Source organism: Micromonospora sp. NPDC005806, assembly GCF_042871425.1.
Classification (GTDB): domain Bacteria; phylum Actinomycetota; class Actinomycetes; order Mycobacteriales; family Micromonosporaceae; genus Micromonospora.
Window position 1 is genome coordinate 1 of record NZ_JBIAIL010000040.1, and the last position, 19,674, is coordinate 19,674.

Annotated in this window: 19 protein-coding genes; 6 read left to right on the forward strand and 13 right to left on the reverse strand. The window is 73.2% G+C overall.

What is annotated here, in order from left to right; translation table 11 throughout:
• Window positions 1–123: 123 nt before the first annotated feature.
• Window positions 124–774, reverse strand: a complete 651-nt coding sequence (locus tag ACFYOS_RS29700) for a DedA family protein (RefSeq protein ID WP_387148603.1) — start codon at window positions 772–774, stop codon at window positions 124–126.
• 61 nt (window positions 775–835) lie between these two features.
• The gene (locus ACFYOS_RS29705; RefSeq protein ID WP_387148605.1) at window positions 836–1,192 is read right to left on the reverse strand and encodes a VOC family protein; all 357 of its coding nucleotides are present in this window, start codon (window positions 1,190–1,192) and stop codon (window positions 836–838) included.
• A 159-nt stretch (window positions 1,193–1,351) separates the two neighbouring features.
• Here ACFYOS_RS29705 and ACFYOS_RS29710 point away from each other — a divergent pair, with 159 nt between their 5' ends.
• On the forward strand, window positions 1,352–4,207 hold the full coding sequence (locus tag ACFYOS_RS29710) for an aconitate hydratase (RefSeq protein WP_387148607.1): 2,856 nt from the start codon (window positions 1,352–1,354) through the stop codon (window positions 4,205–4,207).
• Between the two features lie 66 nt (window positions 4,208–4,273).
• Here the strand turns inward: ACFYOS_RS29710 and ACFYOS_RS29715 are convergent, their stop codons facing one another.
• The 8 genes from ACFYOS_RS29715 to ACFYOS_RS29750 form a co-directional block, all read right to left on the reverse strand.
• On the reverse strand, window positions 4,274–4,882 hold the full coding sequence (locus tag ACFYOS_RS29715; protein WP_387148609.1) for an ATP/GTP-binding protein: 609 nt from the start codon (window positions 4,880–4,882) through the stop codon (window positions 4,274–4,276).
• Window positions 4,863–5,252, reverse strand: a complete 390-nt coding sequence (locus tag ACFYOS_RS29720) for a DUF742 domain-containing protein (RefSeq protein ID WP_387148611.1) — start codon at window positions 5,250–5,252, stop codon at window positions 4,863–4,865. The genes ACFYOS_RS29715 and ACFYOS_RS29720 overlap by 20 nt, the downstream gene beginning before the upstream one ends.
• Window positions 5,249–5,674, reverse strand: a complete 426-nt coding sequence (locus tag ACFYOS_RS29725) for a roadblock/LC7 domain-containing protein (RefSeq protein WP_387148613.1) — start codon at window positions 5,672–5,674, stop codon at window positions 5,249–5,251. Before ACFYOS_RS29725 ends, ACFYOS_RS29720 begins: the two co-directional genes overlap by 4 nt.
• Window positions 5,675–5,741: 67 nt before the next feature.
• Window positions 5,742–8,207, reverse strand: a complete 2,466-nt coding sequence (locus ACFYOS_RS29730) for a nitrate- and nitrite sensing domain-containing protein (RefSeq protein ID WP_387148615.1) — start codon at window positions 8,205–8,207, stop codon at window positions 5,742–5,744.
• 109 nt (window positions 8,208–8,316) lie between these two features.
• Window positions 8,317–9,930 carry a prenyltransferase/squalene oxidase repeat-containing protein gene (locus tag ACFYOS_RS29735; protein ID WP_387148617.1) on the reverse strand — a complete coding sequence of 538 codons (1,614 nt, stop codon included), beginning with the start codon at window positions 9,928–9,930 and terminating at the stop codon, window positions 8,317–8,319.
• A complete protein-coding gene (locus ACFYOS_RS29740) occupies window positions 9,927–10,823 on the reverse strand; it encodes a terpene synthase (protein WP_387148619.1) in 897 nt (298 codons plus the stop codon). Before ACFYOS_RS29740 ends, ACFYOS_RS29735 begins: the two co-directional genes overlap by 4 nt.
• The gene (locus ACFYOS_RS29745) at window positions 10,820–12,208 is read right to left on the reverse strand and encodes a cytochrome P450 (protein ID WP_387148621.1); all 1,389 of its coding nucleotides are present in this window, start codon (window positions 12,206–12,208) and stop codon (window positions 10,820–10,822) included. The genes ACFYOS_RS29740 and ACFYOS_RS29745 overlap by 4 nt, the downstream gene beginning before the upstream one ends.
• Window positions 12,209–12,586: 378 nt before the next feature.
• Window positions 12,587–13,522, reverse strand: a complete 936-nt coding sequence (locus ACFYOS_RS29750; protein WP_387148623.1) for a GNAT family N-acetyltransferase — start codon at window positions 13,520–13,522, stop codon at window positions 12,587–12,589.
• A 117-nt stretch (window positions 13,523–13,639) separates the two neighbouring features.
• Here ACFYOS_RS29750 and ACFYOS_RS29755 point away from each other — a divergent pair, with 117 nt between their 5' ends.
• Window positions 13,640–13,888 (forward strand): DUF2630 family protein, encoded by a 249-nt coding sequence (locus ACFYOS_RS29755; RefSeq protein ID WP_387148625.1) that lies wholly within the window; start codon window positions 13,640–13,642, stop codon window positions 13,886–13,888.
• An 85-nt stretch (window positions 13,889–13,973) separates the two neighbouring features.
• On the opposite strand, the gene ACFYOS_RS29760 is transcribed toward ACFYOS_RS29755, so the two are convergent.
• From ACFYOS_RS29760 to ACFYOS_RS29770, 3 genes are all read right to left on the reverse strand, one after another.
• On the reverse strand, window positions 13,974–14,903 hold the full coding sequence (locus ACFYOS_RS29760; protein ID WP_387148627.1) for a serine protein kinase RIO: 930 nt from the start codon (window positions 14,901–14,903) through the stop codon (window positions 13,974–13,976).
• Between the two features lie 178 nt (window positions 14,904–15,081).
• A complete protein-coding gene (locus tag ACFYOS_RS29765) occupies window positions 15,082–15,726 on the reverse strand; it encodes an HAD family hydrolase (RefSeq protein ID WP_387148629.1) in 645 nt (214 codons plus the stop codon).
• A gap of 62 nt (window positions 15,727–15,788) precedes the next feature.
• Window positions 15,789–16,643 carry a carbon-nitrogen hydrolase family protein gene (locus ACFYOS_RS29770; RefSeq protein WP_387148631.1) on the reverse strand — a complete coding sequence of 285 codons (855 nt, stop codon included), beginning with the start codon at window positions 16,641–16,643 and terminating at the stop codon, window positions 15,789–15,791.
• Window positions 16,644–16,747: 104 nt separating this feature from the next.
• On the opposite strand from ACFYOS_RS29770, the gene ACFYOS_RS29775 reads away from it, so the two are divergent.
• The 4 genes from ACFYOS_RS29775 (at window position 16,748) to ACFYOS_RS29790 (ending at window position 19,672) form a co-directional block, all read left to right on the forward strand.
• Window positions 16,748–17,320 carry a TetR/AcrR family transcriptional regulator gene (locus ACFYOS_RS29775; protein ID WP_073837960.1) on the forward strand — a complete coding sequence of 191 codons (573 nt, stop codon included), beginning with the start codon at window positions 16,748–16,750 and terminating at the stop codon, window positions 17,318–17,320.
• A gap of 137 nt (window positions 17,321–17,457) precedes the next feature.
• Window positions 17,458–18,378 carry a TIGR04222 domain-containing membrane protein gene (locus ACFYOS_RS29780; RefSeq protein WP_387148634.1) on the forward strand — a complete coding sequence of 307 codons (921 nt, stop codon included), beginning with the start codon at window positions 17,458–17,460 and terminating at the stop codon, window positions 18,376–18,378.
• Entirely contained in the window at window positions 18,375–19,193 is an 819-nt protein-coding gene (locus ACFYOS_RS29785; RefSeq protein WP_387148636.1) for a DUF692 domain-containing protein, read from the forward strand. The genes ACFYOS_RS29780 and ACFYOS_RS29785 overlap by 4 nt, the downstream gene beginning before the upstream one ends.
• Window positions 19,190–19,672, forward strand: coding sequence for a hypothetical protein (locus ACFYOS_RS29790; protein WP_387148638.1), 483 nt, complete (start codon window positions 19,190–19,192; stop codon window positions 19,670–19,672). Before ACFYOS_RS29785 ends, ACFYOS_RS29790 begins: the two co-directional genes overlap by 4 nt.
• The last annotated feature ends 2 nt before the right edge of the window (window positions 19,673–19,674 follow it).

Genomic DNA, 19,674 nt, shown 5'->3' on the forward strand with positions numbered 1-19,674 from the left:
TCGCCGACTGGATCGCCACCCGCGGCTACAGCACCTCCTGACGATCCACGGCAACAAACCCGCACAACCACGAAGGGCCCGACCCCCACAAGGGGGCCGGGCCCTTCGACGTCTCCGCGCCGGTCAGCGGTCGGCGGTGACCGGCTCGGCCGCCTCGGTCGGTTCCGTCGCCGCCAGTCGGCGGGCGCGTCGGCGCAGCCACCAGGTGCTGGCCAGGCCGGCGAGCACGGCGAGCACCAGGCCGGCCCAGGAGACGTCCTTGAGCCAGTGCTCGGCCGCCCGCCCCACTGTGAAGAGCAGGTACGTCGTGCCGAACGCCCAGACCAGGCCGCCGGCCGCGTTGGCCAGCAGGAACCGGCGGTAGGGCACGTGCAGCGCGCCGGCGAGCGGCCCGGCGAGGATCCGCAGCAGGGCCACGAACCGGCCGAAGAAGACCGCCCAGACACCGTGCCGGGCGAAGCTCTGTTCGGCGCGGGCGAGGTGCGCGGGGCCGAGGTGTCGGGGGAAGCGCCGGCCGAGCCGTTCCAGCAGGGGGCGCCCACCGCGCCGGCCCACCGCGTACCCGACGGAGTCGCCGATGATGGCGCCGGCCGCGGCGGCGGTGGCCACCCACTGGGGCTCGACCACGCCGGTGGCGGCGAGCAGGGCGGAGCTGACCAGCACGATCTCGCCGGGCAGCGGGACGCCCATGCTCTCCACGCCGATCACCCCGGCGACGATCAGGTAGACCACCCCCGGGGGAAGCGCGGAGAGCCAGTGCTGTACGTCGACCACGCCCACCCCTTCCGATCCGACCTCGAACCCTACCCGCGACCGTGCCAACGGGGAGTGGCCGTCAGCCGGCCGGGGCGAGGAACTCCAGCCGGTTGCCGTGCGGGTCGTGGGTGTGGAACCGGCGCATGCCGGGGATCTCCTCATCACCCCAGGTGACCGGGTGCCCGGCGGCGGTCAGCCGCGCGGCGAGCGCGTCCAGGTCGGGGCGGAGCAGCGCCGGGTGCGCCTTGCGGGCCGGCCTGAAGTCGTCCTCGACGCCCAGGTGCAGCTCGGCGTCGTACCCGGTGAACCAGCAACCGCCGCGGGCGGCGAGCGCCGGGGGCTTGGCCTTCTCGGTCATGCCGAGCAGGCCGACGTAGAAGGCCCGGGAGCGATTCTCGGAGCCGCGCGGGCAGGCGAGCAGGACGTGATGGATCATGGTGAGCACCTCCTCGTCCCGAACCCTGGCATGAGGTTGCGCGAATAGCAAGACGGACGTACGGTTTTGTTAGCCGCCGAGCCCAGGTAAGTGTTGCCTAACCACGGCAACACCCCGGCCGGTGCGACAGACTGCTCAGGACTACTCACGGTCGCTGGTGTGAAGGAGTACGACGTGGCGAGCCTCGACACCTTCGGTGCGAAGACCCAGCTACGCGTCGGAGACGCGAGCTACGAGATTTTCAAGATCGGCAAGGTGGAGGGCCACGACCGGCTGCCCTACAGCTTGAAGATCCTGCTGGAGAACCTGCTGCGGACCGAGGACGGCGCGAACATCACCGCCGACCACATCCAGCAGCTCGGCGCGTGGGACCCCACCGCCGACCCGAGCGTGGAGATCCAGTTCACCCCCGCCCGGGTGCTGATGCAGGACTTCACCGGCGTGCCCTGCGTCGTGGACCTGGCCACCATGCGGGAGGCCGTCCGCGACCTCGGTGGCGACGCCACCAAGGTGAACCCGCTCGCCCCCGCCGAGCTGGTCATCGACCACTCCGTCATCGCCGACCTGTTCGGTCGTGAGGACGCCTTCCAGCGCAACGTCGAGCTGGAGTACGAGCGCAACAAGGAGCGCTACCAGTTCCTGCGCTGGGGCCAGACCGCGTTCAACGAGTTCAAGGTCGTCCCGCCGGGCACCGGCATCGTGCACCAGGTCAACATCGAGTACCTGGCCCGCACGATCATGGAGCGCAACGGCCAGGCCTACCCGGACACCGTGGTCGGCACCGACTCGCACACCACGATGGTCAACGGCCTGGGCGTGCTGGGCTGGGGCGTCGGCGGCATCGAGGCCGAGGCCGCGATGCTCGGCCAGCCGGTCAGCATGCTGATCCCGCGGGTCGTCGGCTTCAAGCTCTCCGGCGAGATGCCGGCCGGCACCACCGCCACCGACCTCGTGCTCACCATCACCGAGATGCTGCGCAGGCACGGCGTGGTCGGCAAGTTCGTCGAGTTCTACGGCCCCGGCGTGAGCGCGGTGCCGCTGGCCAACCGGGCCACCATCGGCAACATGTCCCCGGAGTACGGCTCCACCGTCGCGATCTTCCCGATCGACGCCGAGACCGTCCGCTACCTGGAGCTCACCGGCCGCGACCCGCAGCAGGTCGCGCTCGTCGAGGCGTACGCCAAGGAGCAGGGCCTCTGGCACGACCCGGACCGCGAGCCGCAGTACTCCGAGCGGCTGGAGCTGGACCTCAGCACCATCGAGCCGTCCCTGGCCGGCCCGAAGCGCCCGCAGGACCGGGTGCCGCTGGGCAGCGCCAAGACCCTGTTCCGCTCCGCGCTCACCGACTACGTCGCCGCCGGCGACCTGGGCGGCGACAAGGAGATCAAGCCGGGCGTGGCGCGCGAGGAACTGCCCCGCGGCGCGAACGGCCCGGCCGACGAGGCCAGCGCCGAGTCCTTCCCGGCCAGCGACCCGCCGGCCAACGAGTTCAGCGACCCGGCCGACGAGCCGCGCGACCTGGAGACCGCGGCGGCAGGCGCCGGCGGGCGCGCCACCAACCCGGTCCGGGTGACCAGCGAGGACGGCGTCGAGTACGAGCTGGACCACGGCGCCGTGGTGATCGCCGCGATCACCTCCTGCACCAACACCTCGAACCCACAGGTCATGATCGGCGCCGCGCTGCTGGCCCGGAACGCGGTGGAGAAGGGCCTGTCCCGCAAGCCGTGGGTGAAGACCACCCTGGCCCCGGGCTCCAAGGTCGTGATGGACTACTACGACCGCGCCGGCCTGACGCCGTACCTGGAGAAGCTCGGCTTCAACCTGGTCGGCTACGGCTGCACCACCTGCATCGGCAACTCCGGCCCGCTGCCGGAGGAGGTCTCCGCCGCGGTCAACGAGGGCGACCTGGCCGTCGTCTCGGTGCTCTCCGGCAACCGGAACTTCGAGGGCCGGATCAACCCGGACGTCAAGATGAACTACCTGGCGTCGCCGCCGCTGGTGGTCGCGTACGCGCTCACCGGCACCATGGACATCGACCTGGCCAACGAGCCGATCGGCGAGGACAGCCAGGGCAACCCGGTGTTCCTGCGGGACATCTGGCCGAACACCGCCGAGATCCAGGACGTCATCGCCTCGGCGATCGGCGCCACCGGCTTCAGCTCCGCGTACGCCGACGTCTTCGCCGGTGACGAGCGCTGGCAGTCGCTGCCGACCCCGACCGGCGACACCTTCGCCTGGGCCGGCGAGTCCACCTACGTCCGCAAGCCCCCGTACTTCGAGGGCATGGAGCGGGCCCCGAAGCCGGTGCAGGACATCGCCGGTGCCCGAGTGCTGGCCAAGCTGGGCGACTCGGTGACCACCGACCACATCTCGCCGGCCGGCTCGATCAAGGCGGACTCCCCCGCCGGCAAGTACCTCGCCGAGCACGGTGTGGCGCGGCACGAGTTCAACTCGTACGGCTCGCGCCGGGGCAACCACGAGGTCATGATCCGGGGCACCTTCGCCAACATCCGGCTGCGCAACCAGCTGGTCCCGGGCGTGGAGGGTGGCTTCACGGTCAACCACTTGACCGGCGACCAGACCTCGATCTACGACGCCTCGATGGCGTACCAGGAGGCGCGCGTCCCGCTGGTCATCCTGGCCGGCAAGGAGTACGGCTCCGGCTCGTCCCGCGACTGGGCGGCCAAGGGCACCATGCTGCTCGGCGTCAAGGCGGTCGTCGCCGAGTCGTACGAGCGGATCCACCGCTCGAACCTGATCGGCATGGGCGTCCTGCCGCTGCAGTTCCCGGTCGACACCACCGCCGAGTCGCTGGGCCTGACCGGCACGGAGACCTTCTCCATCAGCGGCGTCACCGCGCTCAACGACGGTGAGACCCCGCGTACGGTGAAGGTCACCACCGACACCGGCGTGGAGTTCGACGCCGTGGTCCGGATCGACACCCCCGGTGAGGCGGACTACTACCGGCACGGCGGCATCCTGCAGTACGTGCTGCGTCGCATGATCGCCAGCTGACCTCGTACATCGGAAAGGGCCCCTTCCCGCGATCGCGCGGGGAGGGGCCCTTCAGCGTTGTGGGGGTCAGTCGTCGGCGGCCCGGCGGCGCTCCTCCCGCAGCTTCATGGCGTGCTCCAGCATCGTGATCAGCACCTCCTTGGCCGACTCCCGCTCCCGCGCGTCGCAGAGCACCACCGGTACGCCCGGGTCGAGGTTGAGCGCCGTCTGCACCTCGTCCAGCCGGTACCGCTTGGCGCCCTCGAAACAGTTCACCGCCACCACGAATGGGGTGCCCCGTCCCTCAAAGTAGTCGATCGACGGGAAGCAGTCGGACAGCCGCCGGGTGTCGGCGAGCACCACCGCGCCGAGCGCGCCGAGCGCCAGCTCGTCCCAGACGAACCAGAAGCGGTCCTGGCCAGGGGTGCCGAACAGGTAGAGCACCAGGTCGTCGCTGATGGTGATCCGGCCGAAGTCCATCGCCACCGTGGTGGTGGTCTTCTCCTCCACCCCGGAAAGGTCGTCGATGCCGACGCCGGTCTCGGTCAGCACCTCCTCGGTCCGCAGCGGGCGGGTCTCGCTGACCGCGCCGACCAGGGTGGTCTTGCCGACGCCGAAGCCGCCGGCGACCAGGATCTTGATCGCGGTGGGCAGCGGCGCCGCACCCGCCGGCCGCTCAGAGCGCCCGTAGTCCATTGATTACCGCCTCGAAAACACTGTCATCGGGAAGGCCGGCGGGGGTGGCGCGCGGCTCACGGACCTGCACCAGGCTGCGGGCCACCAGGTCACCCAGGAGGACGCGGACGGTGCCCACCGGCAGATCGAGAAGGGCAGCGATCTCGGCCACGGACTGCAGCCGTTGGCAGAGACCGACGATCGCCACGTGTTCCGGGCCGAGCCCGGACTCCGACCCCACCTCTGCCCGGGTCGCCGTGACCAGGGAGATCAGGTCGAACGTGCCGGTCACCGGGCGGGCCCGGCCACCGGTCACCGCGTACGGGCGGACCACCGGACCCGCGTGGTCGTCCACCCACTCGTGCTCCGCGGGCTCCCCCCGGCCGGTCATCGCGCCGGATTCTCGCCGGCGGACGCGTCACGGGTAGGCGAGGCGACGAACCGCCCGACCCGGGTTACCAGCATCGCCATCTCGTAGGCGATCAGACCGACGTCGGCGTCCTCGGAGGCCAGCACGGCCAGGCAGGCGTTGCGCCCGGCCGCGGTGACGAAGAGGAACGACGACTGCATCTCGATGATGGTCTGCTGCACCTGGCCGCCGCCGAAGCGCTTGCCCGCGCCCCGGGCCAGGCTCTGGATGCCGGCCGCCATCGCCGCCAGGTGCTCGCCGTCGTCCTGGCTCAGGCCCCGTGACGAAGCCATCAGCAGGCCGTCGGTGGAGAGCGCCACAGCGTGTTCCGCCGCCTTGACCCGGCTGACCAGGTCATCCAGCAGCCACGTCAGGTCCGCGCTCGAAGCCGTCTTCTGCGCCACTCGTCGTCCTCTTCTCCCCGGCTGGTGTCGCCGTCGCTCATCTGGGATCCGCCGCTCGGCGTCCCCCTCAGTTCGCCTGCCCGTCTCCGGTGTCCGGCTCGCCGCCGGCCTCGTGCGCCCCGCCGAGCAGCCGCGCGGCGTCGGTCCGGCCGCGTCGGGTGCCACTCTGGTAGGAGCTCATCATCCGGCGCACCTGCTCGGGCGGGCGTACCGGGTCGTCGTCCTCGTCGATGTCCTCAGTGGAGGACTCACTGCGCAGCTCGGGTACGAGGCTCGCCTGGCGCACCCGGACCGGCAGGCCGGAGCCGGTTTGCGCCGCTGCGCCGTCGTCCGCCGCCGCGTCGGCGGAGGCCACCGCGGGCGGAGCGGCCGCCGTCGCGCCGGCCGGGTCCGCCGCGGGCTGGCGCTTGCGGGTACGCGCCGGCAACCCGGACGGGGTGAGGTTCGGCGCCTCGGTCGTGGTGTCCGCCGGGTCGAGCGAAGTGTCGGACTCCTCGGGGGCCTCCGCCGTGGCCACCGTCGCGGTCGCGACCGGCTCGGCCGCCGCCGCGCCGGATCCGGCGTCCTCCGATGCGGCCGGCGCCACCGGCACCTCCAGCGGGGACGGGCTGCCGGTGCCCGCCCGGAAGCCGCCCGACGCGTTGGGGTCCGCCCCGTCCTCGGTGACCAGCTCGACCGGGATCAGCACCACGGCCGTGGTGCCGCCGTACGCAGACTCCTTGAGCTGCACCTTCACGCCGTGCCGCTCGGTCAGCCGGCTGACCACGTACAGGCCGAGCCGGGTGGCGTTGGCCAGGTTCAGCTCGGACCGGTCCACGATACGGTCGTTGGCCGCGACCAGCTCCTCCCCGCTCATGCCGAGACCTCGGTCCTCGATCTCGATGGCGAAGCCGTTCGCAACGAGCTGGCCGCGCACCTCGACGGTGGTGTGCGGGGGTGAGAAGGACAGGCCGTTCTCGATCAGCTCGGCCAGCAGGTGGATGACGTCGCCGACGGCGCGGCCGGTCAGCGACACCGGACCGAGCGGCAGCACGTTCACCCGGGTGTAGTCCTCGACCTCGGCCACCGCGCCGCGGACCACGTCCACCATCGGCACGTTCCGCCGCCAGGCCCGGCCAGGCGTGGAGCCGGAGAGGACGATCAGGTTCTCCGCGTTTCGCCGCATCCGCGTCGCCAGGTGGTCGACGCGGAACAGGTCCTCCAACTCCTCCGCGTCGTGTTCCCGGCGCTCCATCGCGTCGAGCAGGGTGAGCTGACGGTGGACCAGCGCCTGGGTCCGCCGGGCCAGGCTGAGGAAGACCTCGCGGACGCTGCGGCGCAGCTCGGCCTGCTCGACGGCGGTCCGGATGGCGGTCTCCTGCACGGCGTTGAACGCCTTGCCGACCTGCCCGATCTCGTCGTCACCGAACTCCAGCGGGGGCGCCTCCCGGGCGACGTCGACCTCCTCGCCGTGGCCCAGCCGCTCCACCACGCCCGGCAGCCGCTCGTTGGCCAGCCGGAACGCGGCCTCGCGCAGCCGCTCGAGCTGCCGGACCAACGCCCGCGCGGTGGTGATCGAGACCACGATGGACGCGATGACAGCGATGAGGCCGAGGCCCGCGGCGAGCACCATGCGGACGATCACCCAGACGGCCACCGGGGTGGCCCGGCCGACGAGCGCGTCGCCGGCGGCCAGCACCGTGGCCTCCTGCTGGTCCAGCGCCGGCGTGATGGCCGCCTGCCACTCGCCGGCCTCCACCGGCAGCGGACGGTCCGGCCGCCCGTCCTTCACGAGCCGGTCCTCGATCGCTCGGAGGCGGGTGAAGGACGGGTCCTCCGTCATCCGCACGTACCGGTCCCGGTCGGCGGCCGGCAGCTCGGCGATCGCCTCGGAGGCGAGGAACCGTTGCGCCCCGACCAGCCGGGCGAACAGCGCATATTCCTGGTCGGTGATCCGGCCGGCCGCCGCCACGCCGGCGTAGAGGGCGTCCTCCTGGGACATCAGCTCGCGCACCCGCACCAGCTGGGTGAGGGTCGAGGTGTCCTTGGCGATCTCCTCGTCGTCGAGCTTGCCCAGTGAGGCGTACATCCGGAAGAGCGAATCCAGGACGCGGCTGTAGGCGGCCGCGGCAGCTCCCCGATCGATGGAGCGGCCGGCCACCTCGTCGCGAACCGGGCCCAGGGAATCGAGCTGGTTGGCCACCTCGTCGATCCGCTGCATCAGCTCGTCGCTGGCGGCTGCCCGGGCCCGCCAGGAGCGGGCGGACTCCACGAAGGTGGCCGCCAGCTGCTCACTGCGCTGGCGCTGCTCGCGCAACTGCACGGCCTGCTTCGGCGAGGGCTGACCGAGATACGCCACCGACATCCGACGTTCCTGCTGCAGCGCCGTACGCAGCGGCTCGCTCGGCTCGGCGATCTGGGCGTCGAACGTCTGCACGCCGAGGACGTTCAGTCCGTCCTGAAGGGTCACCCAGGCCGCGAACGCCCAGAGCGCAACGAGCGAGACCAGCAGGGCCACAACCTTGGTGCGCAAGCGTGTACTGCGGGAACCCATCACACCGTCCCTGGCTGATCCTGACTGACGTCTCGGGGTTGGCCGAAACGCTCGAAGCCGGCCCTGGCGCACGCTAGCAGTGTCCCGAACCTCACTCAAGAAGTGTCGATCAAGAGATGGCGGGAACTGACGAACCGACCCCGGCCACGCGGTGAAGACGCTCACCCGCCAGCTTCCGCGCGGCGACGACGGCAGCCCGTACGATCAGCGGCGGATGGTAGAGATCCTTGTCGTGCCACAGTGGTGGATGCTGGGTGGCGGCTGCCACCTGCAGGTGACCGACCGCTCGGGCGAGCGCGACATCCGTCTCCGGCCGGGGGCGCCCTGCCATCAGCACCTGCACGGCGTAGGCGGTCTCCTCGGCCGTGCCGCCCCAGCGTCCCCAGGATCCATCGGCGTGCTGGCTCTCGAGCACCCCGTCGACCGCCCGCTCGACCGCCGGCGCCACCTGCCGTTCAGCGTGAGTGCTGAGGGCGGACACCGCCGAGGCGGTGGCGTAGTAGGGGGAGGCGTGCCAGCGGTCCGACCAGGAACCGTCCGGGCGCTGCTGGTCGAGGAGCCAGCGGGCCACCCGGCGGGCCGCCGACACCGCCCGGACGTCGGTCCCACCCGCCGGCCGGCCGAGCGCTTCCAGCACGTGGGCGTTGGTGCTGACCGACGCCCCGTCCTCCCCCTGCCAGGTGCAGAAGTGCGTGCCGAGGTCGTACCGGAACAGGCAGGACGGGTCGACCGGGCAGCCGACCGCCGCCAGGGCGTACAGGCTCGCCGCGGTGGTGTCGGCGTCGGCGGGCAGGCCGGGGCCGGTCGCGGCGCCCTCCGGGCCCAGTGCCTCCCGCAGTCCGGCGGCGAATGGTGTCACCATCGGCACCGGCACGCCGGCGCGGACCAGCGTGCTGAGCACCCAGGACCGTTCAAAGACCGTGATCGGCGTGGCGCAGGGGACCGGGCCTTGACAGTCGGCCACCACCCGATCGAGGAAGTGGACGGCGGGGTGTCGGCGCCCGTCCGGTGCGCCGAGCCACGCGGCGGTCGCGGCCGGAGAGGCGCCGACGGCACCTGGCGGGGTGGGCACCACGGACGGGAGACGCTCGGCGGCGGGGCCGAGGACCTCCAGGGCGTGGAGCAGCTTCTGCGGGACCGGGGAACCGGAGTGGACGAGCCGCCGGACCGCGTCCAGCCGGCGACGTCCCATGCCGGCGGGCATCGGCGGGTGGACCCCCCGCCAGGCGGCCAGTTCCTCGGGTGGGTCGGCCAGACGCTCGCCGATCCGCTCCACCAGCGCCGGGACGATCAGATCGCACGCCGGCAGGTCGGGCGTCGGGAAGGCCGCCGGACCGGCCAGCGGGTCCAGCAGCAGGCGTAGGGACCGGTCGACCGCGTGCAGCACGCCTTCGCGGGACCAGCCGGCCGGCGCGTCCCGGTCCAGCGTCGCCAGCAACCCGTCCACGGCGCTCAGCGTGGGCACCAGGGCGTAGCCCTCGGGCCCGCCCCAGCCGCCGTCGACGCGCTGCCCCGCCAGCAGGAAGCGGATCCGCTCGGCGTGGTAGCTCAGCCAGGGCGCCAACGCGACCAGTCGGGCCGTCTCGTAAGGCGACGCGGACGAACGACCCGAGGGCGCCGCGACCACGTCCGCGATCAGGCGGGAGACCGCACCCGCGGGTTCGGAGGGATCCGGCACGCCCTCGGCCCGGGCGTCGTCCCCCGCCGACAACGTCGGGCTCATACGATGCCCCAGAAGTCGGTGAACCGGTAGAACCCGCTGGCGTACCCGAGTTGGCGGGTGAGGTAGGCCGCCTCCCGCGGGACGTCCGGACGCAGCTCGTCGATGAGCCCGGTGGCTTGCCGCACCTGGTCGGCGAGTTCCTGGTCGACGACCGACCGGTCCTCGACCAGCATCAGGGCGTTCAGGTCCCCCCAGCGCAGGTCCCGCTCGTAGCTGGCCAGGTCGTTGACCAGTCGCAGTGCCCGTTGCACCGCGTCGCTGGCGGCCACCAGCCGATCGAGGAGGGCGTGCGCCTGCGGCCCGCCGACGCCGGCCCAGTGGGTCACGTTGACCATGGTGGAGGCCAGGTTGTCGGCGTTGGCCAGGTACTCGTCCAGCCCGGGGCGGTGGGCATCCGCACGCCAGTGCCACTCCCGGCGCATCGCGACCAGCGTCCGGTCGACCGCGTCCCGCCACACCCCGTGCATCGTGGCGAACGCGGGCCCGGCGGCCAGTTCCACGCGCAACTCGGCGAGGAACCGGCCGAGTGGGTCGTCCGGCTCGGCCGACCCGCCGTCGGCAACCGCCCGCTGACGTCGCACCAGCAGGTCGAGGTCGACAGCGGAGCCCATCTCGTGATCCACCTGCCAGTCCAGCGCGAAGCACCACAACACGGAGCGGTTGGCGAGCCGCAGTTCCGCGGCGTCGCACCAGGGTGCGCTGAAGGCCATCGTCAGGGCGATGCTGCTGGCCAGGGCGGCGTCGAAGGGTTCGGCGCCGAAGAGATCCGCTTGCTCCGTCATGCAGCGCTGCAGGTCACGCTGTCCCTGCGCGGCGAGGGCGCAGACGCGCCCGTGCTCGAACGCCTCCCGCAGCTCCCCGGTTCCGGCGCTGACGGATGCCAGTGGGCTCACGCCGGTACCCGTTCGCGGTGCGGCGTGATCACCATCGACACCCGCTCCCGCGGTCGCAGCGACGCGGCGAGCTGCGGATTCGGCATGCCGGGAGTGCGTAACCGGTACCGGAACCGGCTGAACAGCGTCGCCACGATCAGCGGGGCCTCCAACTGGAACAGGTACTGTCCGATGCACTGGTGGGCGCCACCACCGAACGGGTAGTAGGCGTACCGGTGGGATCGCCGTGGCCGGTCGGGCGCGAACCGCTCCGGGTCGAAGACGTTCGCCCGCTCCCAGAACCGGGCCAGCCGCTGGGTGACGTACGGGCTGAGGATCACGGTGCCGCCGGCGCGGATCCGGGTGTCGCCGATGACGTCGTCGGCGATGGCCGTCCGGGGCACGAGCCAGCCCGACGGGAACGTCCGCAGCAGCTCGTCGAGCACCATCCGGGTGTAGTGGAGCTGCCCGAGCTGCTCGCGGCTGATCACGTCGCCCGGGCCCACCACCCGGTCGATCTCCTCATAGAGCCTGGCGGCGATGTCGGGAAGCTGTTCCAGCAGCGGGAAGAGCCAGGTGAGCACCACGTACGTGGTTTCCGTGGTGGTGGCGAACATGGACACGAGATCGTCGCGGACCCGCTGCTCGGACAGTTCCCGCCCGTCGGCGTCCCGGGCCCGCGCCAGCGCGGCCAGGATGTCGTCCCCGCCGTCCGGGTGTGCCCGCTCGGCGCGCACCAGCGGCAGCAGGATGTCGTCGATGTTGCGTACCGCCTGGCGGAAGGCCCGGTCCCCGGGCATCGGCACGGCCTCCGGCAGGAACGGGGCGAGCAGCCGGAACCGGAGCGCGGTCGCCACGGTGTCCTGCTCGCGGACCACCCGGACGCCGTCGGCGACCCCGATCTTGTCACCGAAGAAGACCCGGATGACCGCCTGGCAGATGATCCGGGAGAGTTCCGTCGCGGCGTCCACCGGGCTGCCCTCGCGGGCCGGCCCGGCCAGCTCGTCGACGGCCTCGCTGATCGCCCGGCTCAGGTCCTCGACCACGACGTCGATCCGTTTGGCGGTGAAATGCGGCTGGAGCCGCCGGCGGCTGTCCTCCCACGCCGGGCCCTCGGAGAGGATGCCGTCTCCGGCCAGCTTGCGGACGGACTTCCACATCATGCTGTTGCCGGCGCGGGTGTAGTTGGCGGCGTTGTCCCGCAGCACGTGCTGGACGTGGGCGGGCTCGGCGACCAGGTAGGGGCGGATCGTGCCGAGGTTGAGCTGGACGACCTGGCCCGGTGCCCCGTCGGCGAGCGCGACCAGGGTGCCCAGCGGGTCCCGCAGCAGCCCGCGGACCGTACGACGTAGGGGTGCGATGCGCGGTCGGCCGGCCGCGCCCCGAGGATTGGCTGCCTCAGCCATGGGTCACCTGCACGGAATCCTCCTTCGGACACTCACTCACGAACCGCAACGGCCCGCTCACTCGTGGTGTGCGGACCTTCGGGAGAGCATGCCATCGAGTGGGCTGATCTTTCCAGAGCGGAAACGAAATCGTTTCGGGATGCCACGCCCTCCACGATGGATGGATGGATGGGCCGGGGCGGAACGATCCGGTGGGCTCGGTCGCCGGGTGCGGTTGGTCCACGTGAGCCCTCCGGGGCAACTCAGTGTTGCGACGCGCCGATGACCCGTGACGTCGCCGCCGAGCATGCCAGGCGGGAGGCATGAGTAGAAGACGGGACGGGAAAATATTTCACTAGTGAACATTCCCACAGTCGATAATGGACCGGCCAGAAATGCTCAGCCGGAAAGGTCCCGCAGGTAACGCCATTCGGCACCGACCGTGCGGTAGCCCAGGCGGCGGTTGATGGCGAGCATCGCGTCGTTGCCGGCGTCGTTGGTCGTGACCGCGTACCGGTGACCGGTCCGTCGCGCCCGGTGCAGCGAGGCGAGTTTGACCAACCCGGCCAGGCCGGCCCGGCGGTGGCTGGGCCGGGTGCCGGTCATCCCGGACTGGTAGCCGTCGCCGCCGTCGGTCAGGGCGACACTGAACGCCACCACCACACCGTCCACCATGGCCATCGACGTCAGCTCCCGGTCCAGATCCGGGCGGTGCCAGTAGGCGGCCAGCCAGTCGGGATAGCTGATGTCGTCCATCGGCGCGTCGCCCGGCTCGTCGGCGGCGGCAGCCAGGTCCGCCTCGTACACCGGGCGCGGGTCGGCCAGGTCGGCCGCCGTGACCAGCTCCACGCCGGGCGCCGCCGGCAGGTCGGGCAGCGTCGCCGTGGCCAGCTCCAGGCGCAGCTGCAGGGCCTGCCGGCTGCGCCGGTAACCCCGCCGCTCGGCGAAGGCCACCGCCACCGGGTCGTCGGCCACCTTCGCGTACGCCGTGACCACACCCAACCCGGCGAGGCGGCGCTCGGCGGCGGCCAGTAGCGCGGCGCCCGCGCCCCGGCCGCGCCGCCCCGGGTGCACGCTGACGTTGGCGAAGCCCAGCCCCGGCTCCGCGCTCTCGTGCAGCAGCCCGGTACGGGCGACACCCAGCGGCTCGCCGGCCGACTCCGACCGGGAGTCGTCCTCGGCGACCAGCAGCGCGTACCGCTCGGCGGCCGGGGCGGAGGCCGCCTGCCACGCGATCAGCTCCGGGGTGACCAGCTGGTACGGCGCGGCGGCGCGGAGCACCCCGGCGACGGCGGGGGCGTCGGCGGGCCGGAAGGGACGGACCGTGAGCGACATGGCGGGGAAGCTATCCGGGGCCGCGGTGCCGGGGCGACCGCATTTCACCCGCCACGACGCGGACGGCGGGCGCGGAGAACCCGGGCACGGCACCGCCCCCTGTGCCAAGCTTCGGGCATGGACGACAAGACCATCCTGAACCGGATCACCGAACTCGTCGACGAGGAGCACCGGCTGCGCGCGGCCGCGCAGGAGAACGAGGCCGGCACCGACGACGAGGCGCGGGAGCGCCTGCGGGCGCTGGAGGAGTCCCTCGACCAGTGCTGGGACCTGCTGCGCCGCCGGCGGGCGGCCCGCCAGGCGCACGGCGACCCGGACGCCCAGGGTGAGCGACCGCTCTCGGAGGTCGAGCGCTACCTCCAGTGACCGACCGCGCCCGCGTCCGGGCGCGGACACCGGACCCACGCGGTCGCGTCCCGGGCGGGAGGACCCCGCCCGGGACGCGCCGCGCTCAGCGGATCCCCGCCTCCCGCAGCAGCAGCCCGGTCAGCTCGGCCGGGTCGGCCGCCGCGTCGGGCAGCCCCCGGGCGGCGAACCAGGTGCCGACCACCCGGACGTCCCGGGTGAGGAACTCCGGCCCCTGCGGGTTGGCCACCACGTCGACCACCTGCGGCAGATCGATCATGACCAGCCGCCCCCCGTGCACCAGCAGGTTGTACGGGGACAGGTCGCCGTGCGCGTACCCGGCCCGGGCCAGCACGACCAGCGCGTCGACCAGTTGCTCCCACAGGTCGCGCAGCTCGGCAGCGTCGGGGCGGAGTTGGGCCAGCCGCGGCGCGGCCTGCCCCTCCTCAGCGTCCCCGACGAACTCCAGCATCAGCTCGGTGCCGAGCAGCTGCACCGGGTACGGCACGGCGATCCGCCCGGAGGCAGCGCCGATCTCCCAGAGCCGGGCCAGGGCACCGAACTCGGCCGCCGCCCACTGCCCGGCGATCATCTGCCGGCCGAACGCGGTCCGCCCGGCCATCGCCCGCATCTCCCGGGACCGGCGGACCCGACGCCCCTCCAGGTAGCCGGCGTCCCGGTGGAAGAGCCGGTGCTGGGCGTCCCGGTAGCGCTTGGCCGCCAGCAGGCAGGAGCGGTCGGTGCCCGGCACGGCTCGACGGACCAGGTGGACGTCTGCCTCCTTGCCGGTCTTCAGCACGCCGAGCTCGGTGTCCTTCGCGGCCAGCTCGGTGACCAGCCACTCGGGATGGGGTTCGGGCCCGTGCACGGCCTCGTCCCAGGAGGACCAGCCGTCCTCGGGAGCCGGCTCGTCGTCGGGTTCGGCGAGGACCGGCTCGGCGTGCCGGCCCCGCTTCAGGAAGTACGGTTCGTCGTCGTCGAAGCGGCTCTTGCCGCGGCCACGGCGCTGCGGCGCCGGGAAGTCGTGTTCACGCACGGGTGGGTTGATCCTTCGATCGAGGCTGGTGGAGGCAGGCGGAAAGACCCTGCAAAGACGGCCATGACCGACCTCCTCTCCTCGACCGGGCGCCGCCCGGCTGCGCCATCGCGCGGCCCCATGCTCACCGGCCGGCCCGGACGGGTCAACCGAATTAACCGGGGCGCGGCGCCTGCGGTCAGCCGGCCAGCACGGTGGCCACCGCCGCGATCAGCCCGTCCACGGTGCGGGTGGGCGCGAACCGGTTGTCCGACCAGCGCCGTCCGCGGTGCAGCCAGACGCTGGGCAGGCCGACCGCACTGGCCCCGCCGATGTCCGCCTCCGGGCTGTCCCCGATCACCCAGGCGCCGCGCAGCGGCATCCGGACCCGCTGGGCGGCGAGCGCGAAGATCCGGGGGTTGGGCTTGCTGACGCCGGCCTCCTCGGAGATCACCCAGTCAGCCACGTACCGGTCCAGGCCGGTGCGCCGGATCTTCGCCTCCTGCTGGCGGACCACGCCGTTGGTGACCACCACCGGCACCCAGCCGGCGTCCTCGGCGATCCGCAGCGCGCAGGCGACCAGTGGGTCCAGCCGGGTGTACGCCACCACCCCGTCGTGCAGCTCCTCGACCAGGTCGATGGACGGGATGGTCAGCCCGTACCGGTCCCGGATGGCGTCCGCGACGTCCCACCGGTCGGTCAGCCCGTCCGCGTCGATGGAGAGCAGCCAGTCGATGTCGGCGGGGGGCGCGCCGATGCTGTCCAGAAAGCGCTCTCCCCAGGCACGGAACGGCCTGGCGCGGTCGAGCAGGGTGTTGTCCAGGTCGAGCAGGAGCAACGGCACGCGGGAACCTTACGGGACCGAGGTGCACGACCGACAGGGGCCGAGAGCCCCCGCGCCGTCCGTCAGCCGAGCAGCGTCGTTCGGGGGAGCCCCTGGTCGGGCAGGCGGTCGCCGAGCATGGTGTGCGCGGCGCGGGTGGCCGCCAGGGCGGCCGGGTCGAGCGTCGCCACCAGCACGTCCGCTCCGGTGTCGGCGCCGCGCGCCAGCGGCCGCCCCTCCGGGTCGTACACGGCGGCGCCGCCGTTGAACCGCCACGGGTCGGCGCCGTCCACCGCGTTGGCGAAGACGACGTACATGGTGTTGTCCAGGGCGCGGGCGGCGTAGTACAGGTCGCGCCGGTGCGCCGAGCCGGCCAGGTAGCCGCTCGGGCAGAGGTAGCCGTGGGCGCCGTCGTCGGCGGCCGCGCGGCCGTGCTCCGGGAAGCAGCCGTCGTAGCAGATGCCGAGGCCGAACCGCCAGTCGTCGACCAGCAGGGTGGCGCCGCGCCGGCCCGCGTCGAACAGCTCGCGCTCCCCGCTCCAGAGCTGCTGCTTGTCGTACGCCGCGTGCACCGCGCCGGTCGGGTCGACCACCAGAGCGGAGATCGTGCGCCGCCGGTCGGGGTGCCGCACGGCCGCCCCGACCACCACGGTCGTCCCGCCGTCCCGTGCGGCCGCCCGCAGCGGGTCCAGCCGGGGGTCGTCGACCCGGCCGTGCGGATCGGCGGCCACGTCGGTGCCGGCGGGGTCGGCGGCCAGGGTCGGCGGGTGGTACGCCGGCAGGTACAGCTCCGGCAGCACCACGACGCGGGCGTCGCCGGCCCGGCCGACGAGCCGCGCGGCCTCGACGGCGTTGCCGGCGACGTCGCCGGGGACCGGCGTGGCCTGCACGGCGGCCACGGTCAGCGGACGGGCGGGAAGGGGTGCGGCCTGGGTCACCGGGCGATCCTAACCGCATCACCCGGCCCGGATGATCATGCGAACCGCATCTCAAGCCGTACGTACGGTTTGCGTCAGCCGGGGGTACCTGGGACGATCGGTGCGTGCCCAGAGTAAGTCAGGACCAGCTCGACGCGCGCCGGCAGGAGATCCTGGCCGCGGCCCGGGCGTGTTTCGCCCGGCACGGCTACGAGGGCGCCACCGTCCGCCGCCTGGAGGAGGCCACCGGGCTGTCCCGCGGCGCCATCTTCCACCATTTCCGGGACAAGGACTCCCTCTTCCTCGCCGTGGCCGAGGACGACGCCGCCGTGATGGTGGAGACCGTCGCCCGCAACGGCCTGGTCCAGGTGATGCGGGACCTGCTCGCCCGGGCGGTCTCCCCGGACACCACCGGCTGGCTGGGCAGCCAGCTGGAGGTCTCCCGGCGGCTGCGCACCGACCCGGCGTTCGCCAAGCGCTGGGCGGAACGCTCGGCAGCGATCGCCGAGGCCACCCGCGAGCGCCTGCTCCGCCAGCGGGAGGCCGGGGTGCTCCGCGACGACGTACCGATCGACGTGCTGGCCCAGTTCCTGGAGCTGGCGTACGACGGGCTGGTGCTGCACCTGGCGATGGGCCGCCCGGCCGGCGACCTGGGCCGGGTGCTCGACCTGGTCGAGGAGGCCGTCCGCCGGCACTGACCGACCGCTCGGCCTACCCGCCACCCCGGCCCACGGGCGGCATCTCAGTCTGGTAACTCGGCCGGCGGGCCGGATCCACCCTGGCGGGGCTGCTCCACACTGAAGCCGCGATTCCCCTCGCGGTACAGGAGCAGGCCATGACGGTGCTGGCGTCGTCGGGTGACACCTGGGGCATCCCAGGCCCCGTCTTCCTCACGATCTATGTCGCGGCGGCGGCCGCGATCCTCCTAACCTGTGCAGTCCACCGGCACCTGGTGCGCCGTGGGCGGACCCCGAAGGATCCGGTCGACGCCGAGTCGGCGGCCTACCTCAGCGGCGGTGAGCAGCTGGCACTCTGGACCGCGCTCGCCGGGCTGCACCGGGCGGGTGTGGTCGGCGTGCGGGCCAGAGGGCGGCTGGAGTCGACGGGCTACGCGAGCACCGGGATGACGCCGCTGGAGCAGGCCCTCCACCGGGCCGCCGCCCGAGGGGCGCGAACCCGCGACCTGCGCATCGACCCGCAGGTCGCGAGAGCACTGACCGGACTACGTCAGAGCCTCGAACAGCGGGGGCTGCTCGTCAGCCAGCGACAGCGCCGGTTCGCCCGGGCCGGGGTGCTGGCCCTGGCGGTGCTGCTGGTGGTCGGTCTGGTTCGGGTCGTGGCGGGGCTGTCGGCCGGTCACCCGACGGGATATCTGATCCTCAGCGTGCTGGCGCTCGGCCTGCTGCTGATCGTGCTGTGGCCACTCCCGAACGGCACCCGGGCCGGGCACCTCGCCCTGACCGGGCTGCGACAGAAGCACACGTACCTCTCCCCCGCCGCCCGTCCCGCGTACACCACCTACGGCAGCGCGGAGGCCGCGATGGGGGTGGCGCTCTTCGGCACCGCGTCACTCTGGGTCCTTGACGCGGAGTTCGCCGAGCAGGCCCAGGTCAAGTACCAGGCTCTGGCGGGCAGCGGCTACTCCTCCGGATACGGCGGCTCGTCCGGTGGAGGGGGCAGCTCCTGCGGCACCGGGGGCAGCTCCTGCGGCGGCGGCGGGGGCGGGGGCTGCGGCGGAGGTGGGTGCGGCGGATGAGTGGGCCGAGCGGGGTCGGCATCGGGTGGCGGCCGGAGATCGCCGGCTTCGTCGCCGACCTGCCCGGGCTGCGCTTCGTCGAGGTGGTCGCGGAGACGGTCGCCTCGGCCGGGCCCCTCCCGGACGGGCTCGCCGAGCTGCGCGGGCGCGGCGTCACGGTCGTACCGCACGGGGTGAAGCTCTCCCTCGGCGGCGCGGAACCGGTCGACCCGGCCCGGGTGGCGCACCTGGCCCGGGTGGCCGCAGCGGTGGACGCGCCGCTGGTCAGCGAGCACATCGCGTTCGTCCGGGCCGGCGGCGTGGAAGCCGGCCACCTGCTGCCGCTGCCACGCAGCCGGGAGGCGGTCGCCGCAGTGGTGGCGAACGTCCGGCGAGCCCAGGCGGAACTGCCGGTGCCGCTCGCGCTGGAACCGATCGCGGCGCTGTTCGACTGGCCGGACGACGAGCTGGACGAGGCCGACTTCCTCACCGAGATCCTCGACGCCACCGGGGCGCTGCTGCTGCTCGACATCGCCAACGTGCACGCCAACGCCCGCAACCGCGGCGGCGACCCCCGCACCCTGCTGGACCGGATCCCGCTGGACCGGATCGCCTACGTCCACGTGGCCGGCGGCGCGGAACAGGGCGGCTTCTACCACGACACGCACACTGATCCGGTCCCCGCCGAGGTGCTCGACCTGGTCCGCGAGCTGTGCACCCGGCACCGGCCCCCGGCGCTGCTGCTGGAACGCGACGGCCACTACCCGCCCGCCGCCGAGCTGCGCGGGGAACTCGACGCGCTGGCGGCCGCGTCCGGCTTCCCGGTGGTCACGTGACCGGCCGCCCCGACCGGCCGACCTCGGCCGGGCCGGGCGGCACCCTCGCCGCCCGGCAGGCGGAGCTGGTCGCCGCGCTGGTCGCCGGTGGTCCGCTGCCACCCGGGTTCGCCCCGGCGCCGGTGGCGGCGGCACGCCGCGCGCTGCTGCGCAAGCGGGCCGGCGACGTGGCGCGGCACTGGCCGTTGCTCGCCGCCGGCCTCGGCGCCGGCTGGCCGAACACCTTCGCCAGCTGGGCCGCGGGACGCCCCACCAACGGGTCGCTGCGCGACGGCTGGGACCTGGCCCGGGAGCTGCGGGACCACGGCACGCTGCCGCCGCTGGGCGCCGAGGAGTTGGCCACCCGCGACGCCACCGCCCGCTACGACGGCCGCACCCCGCCCCGGCCCCGCCGGCTGCCGGCCGTCGCCCGGGCCGGCGGCGCCGTCGCGGTGCAGGTCGCCGGCCGGGTACGCCTGCTCCGCCCGGGCCACCGCTGAGC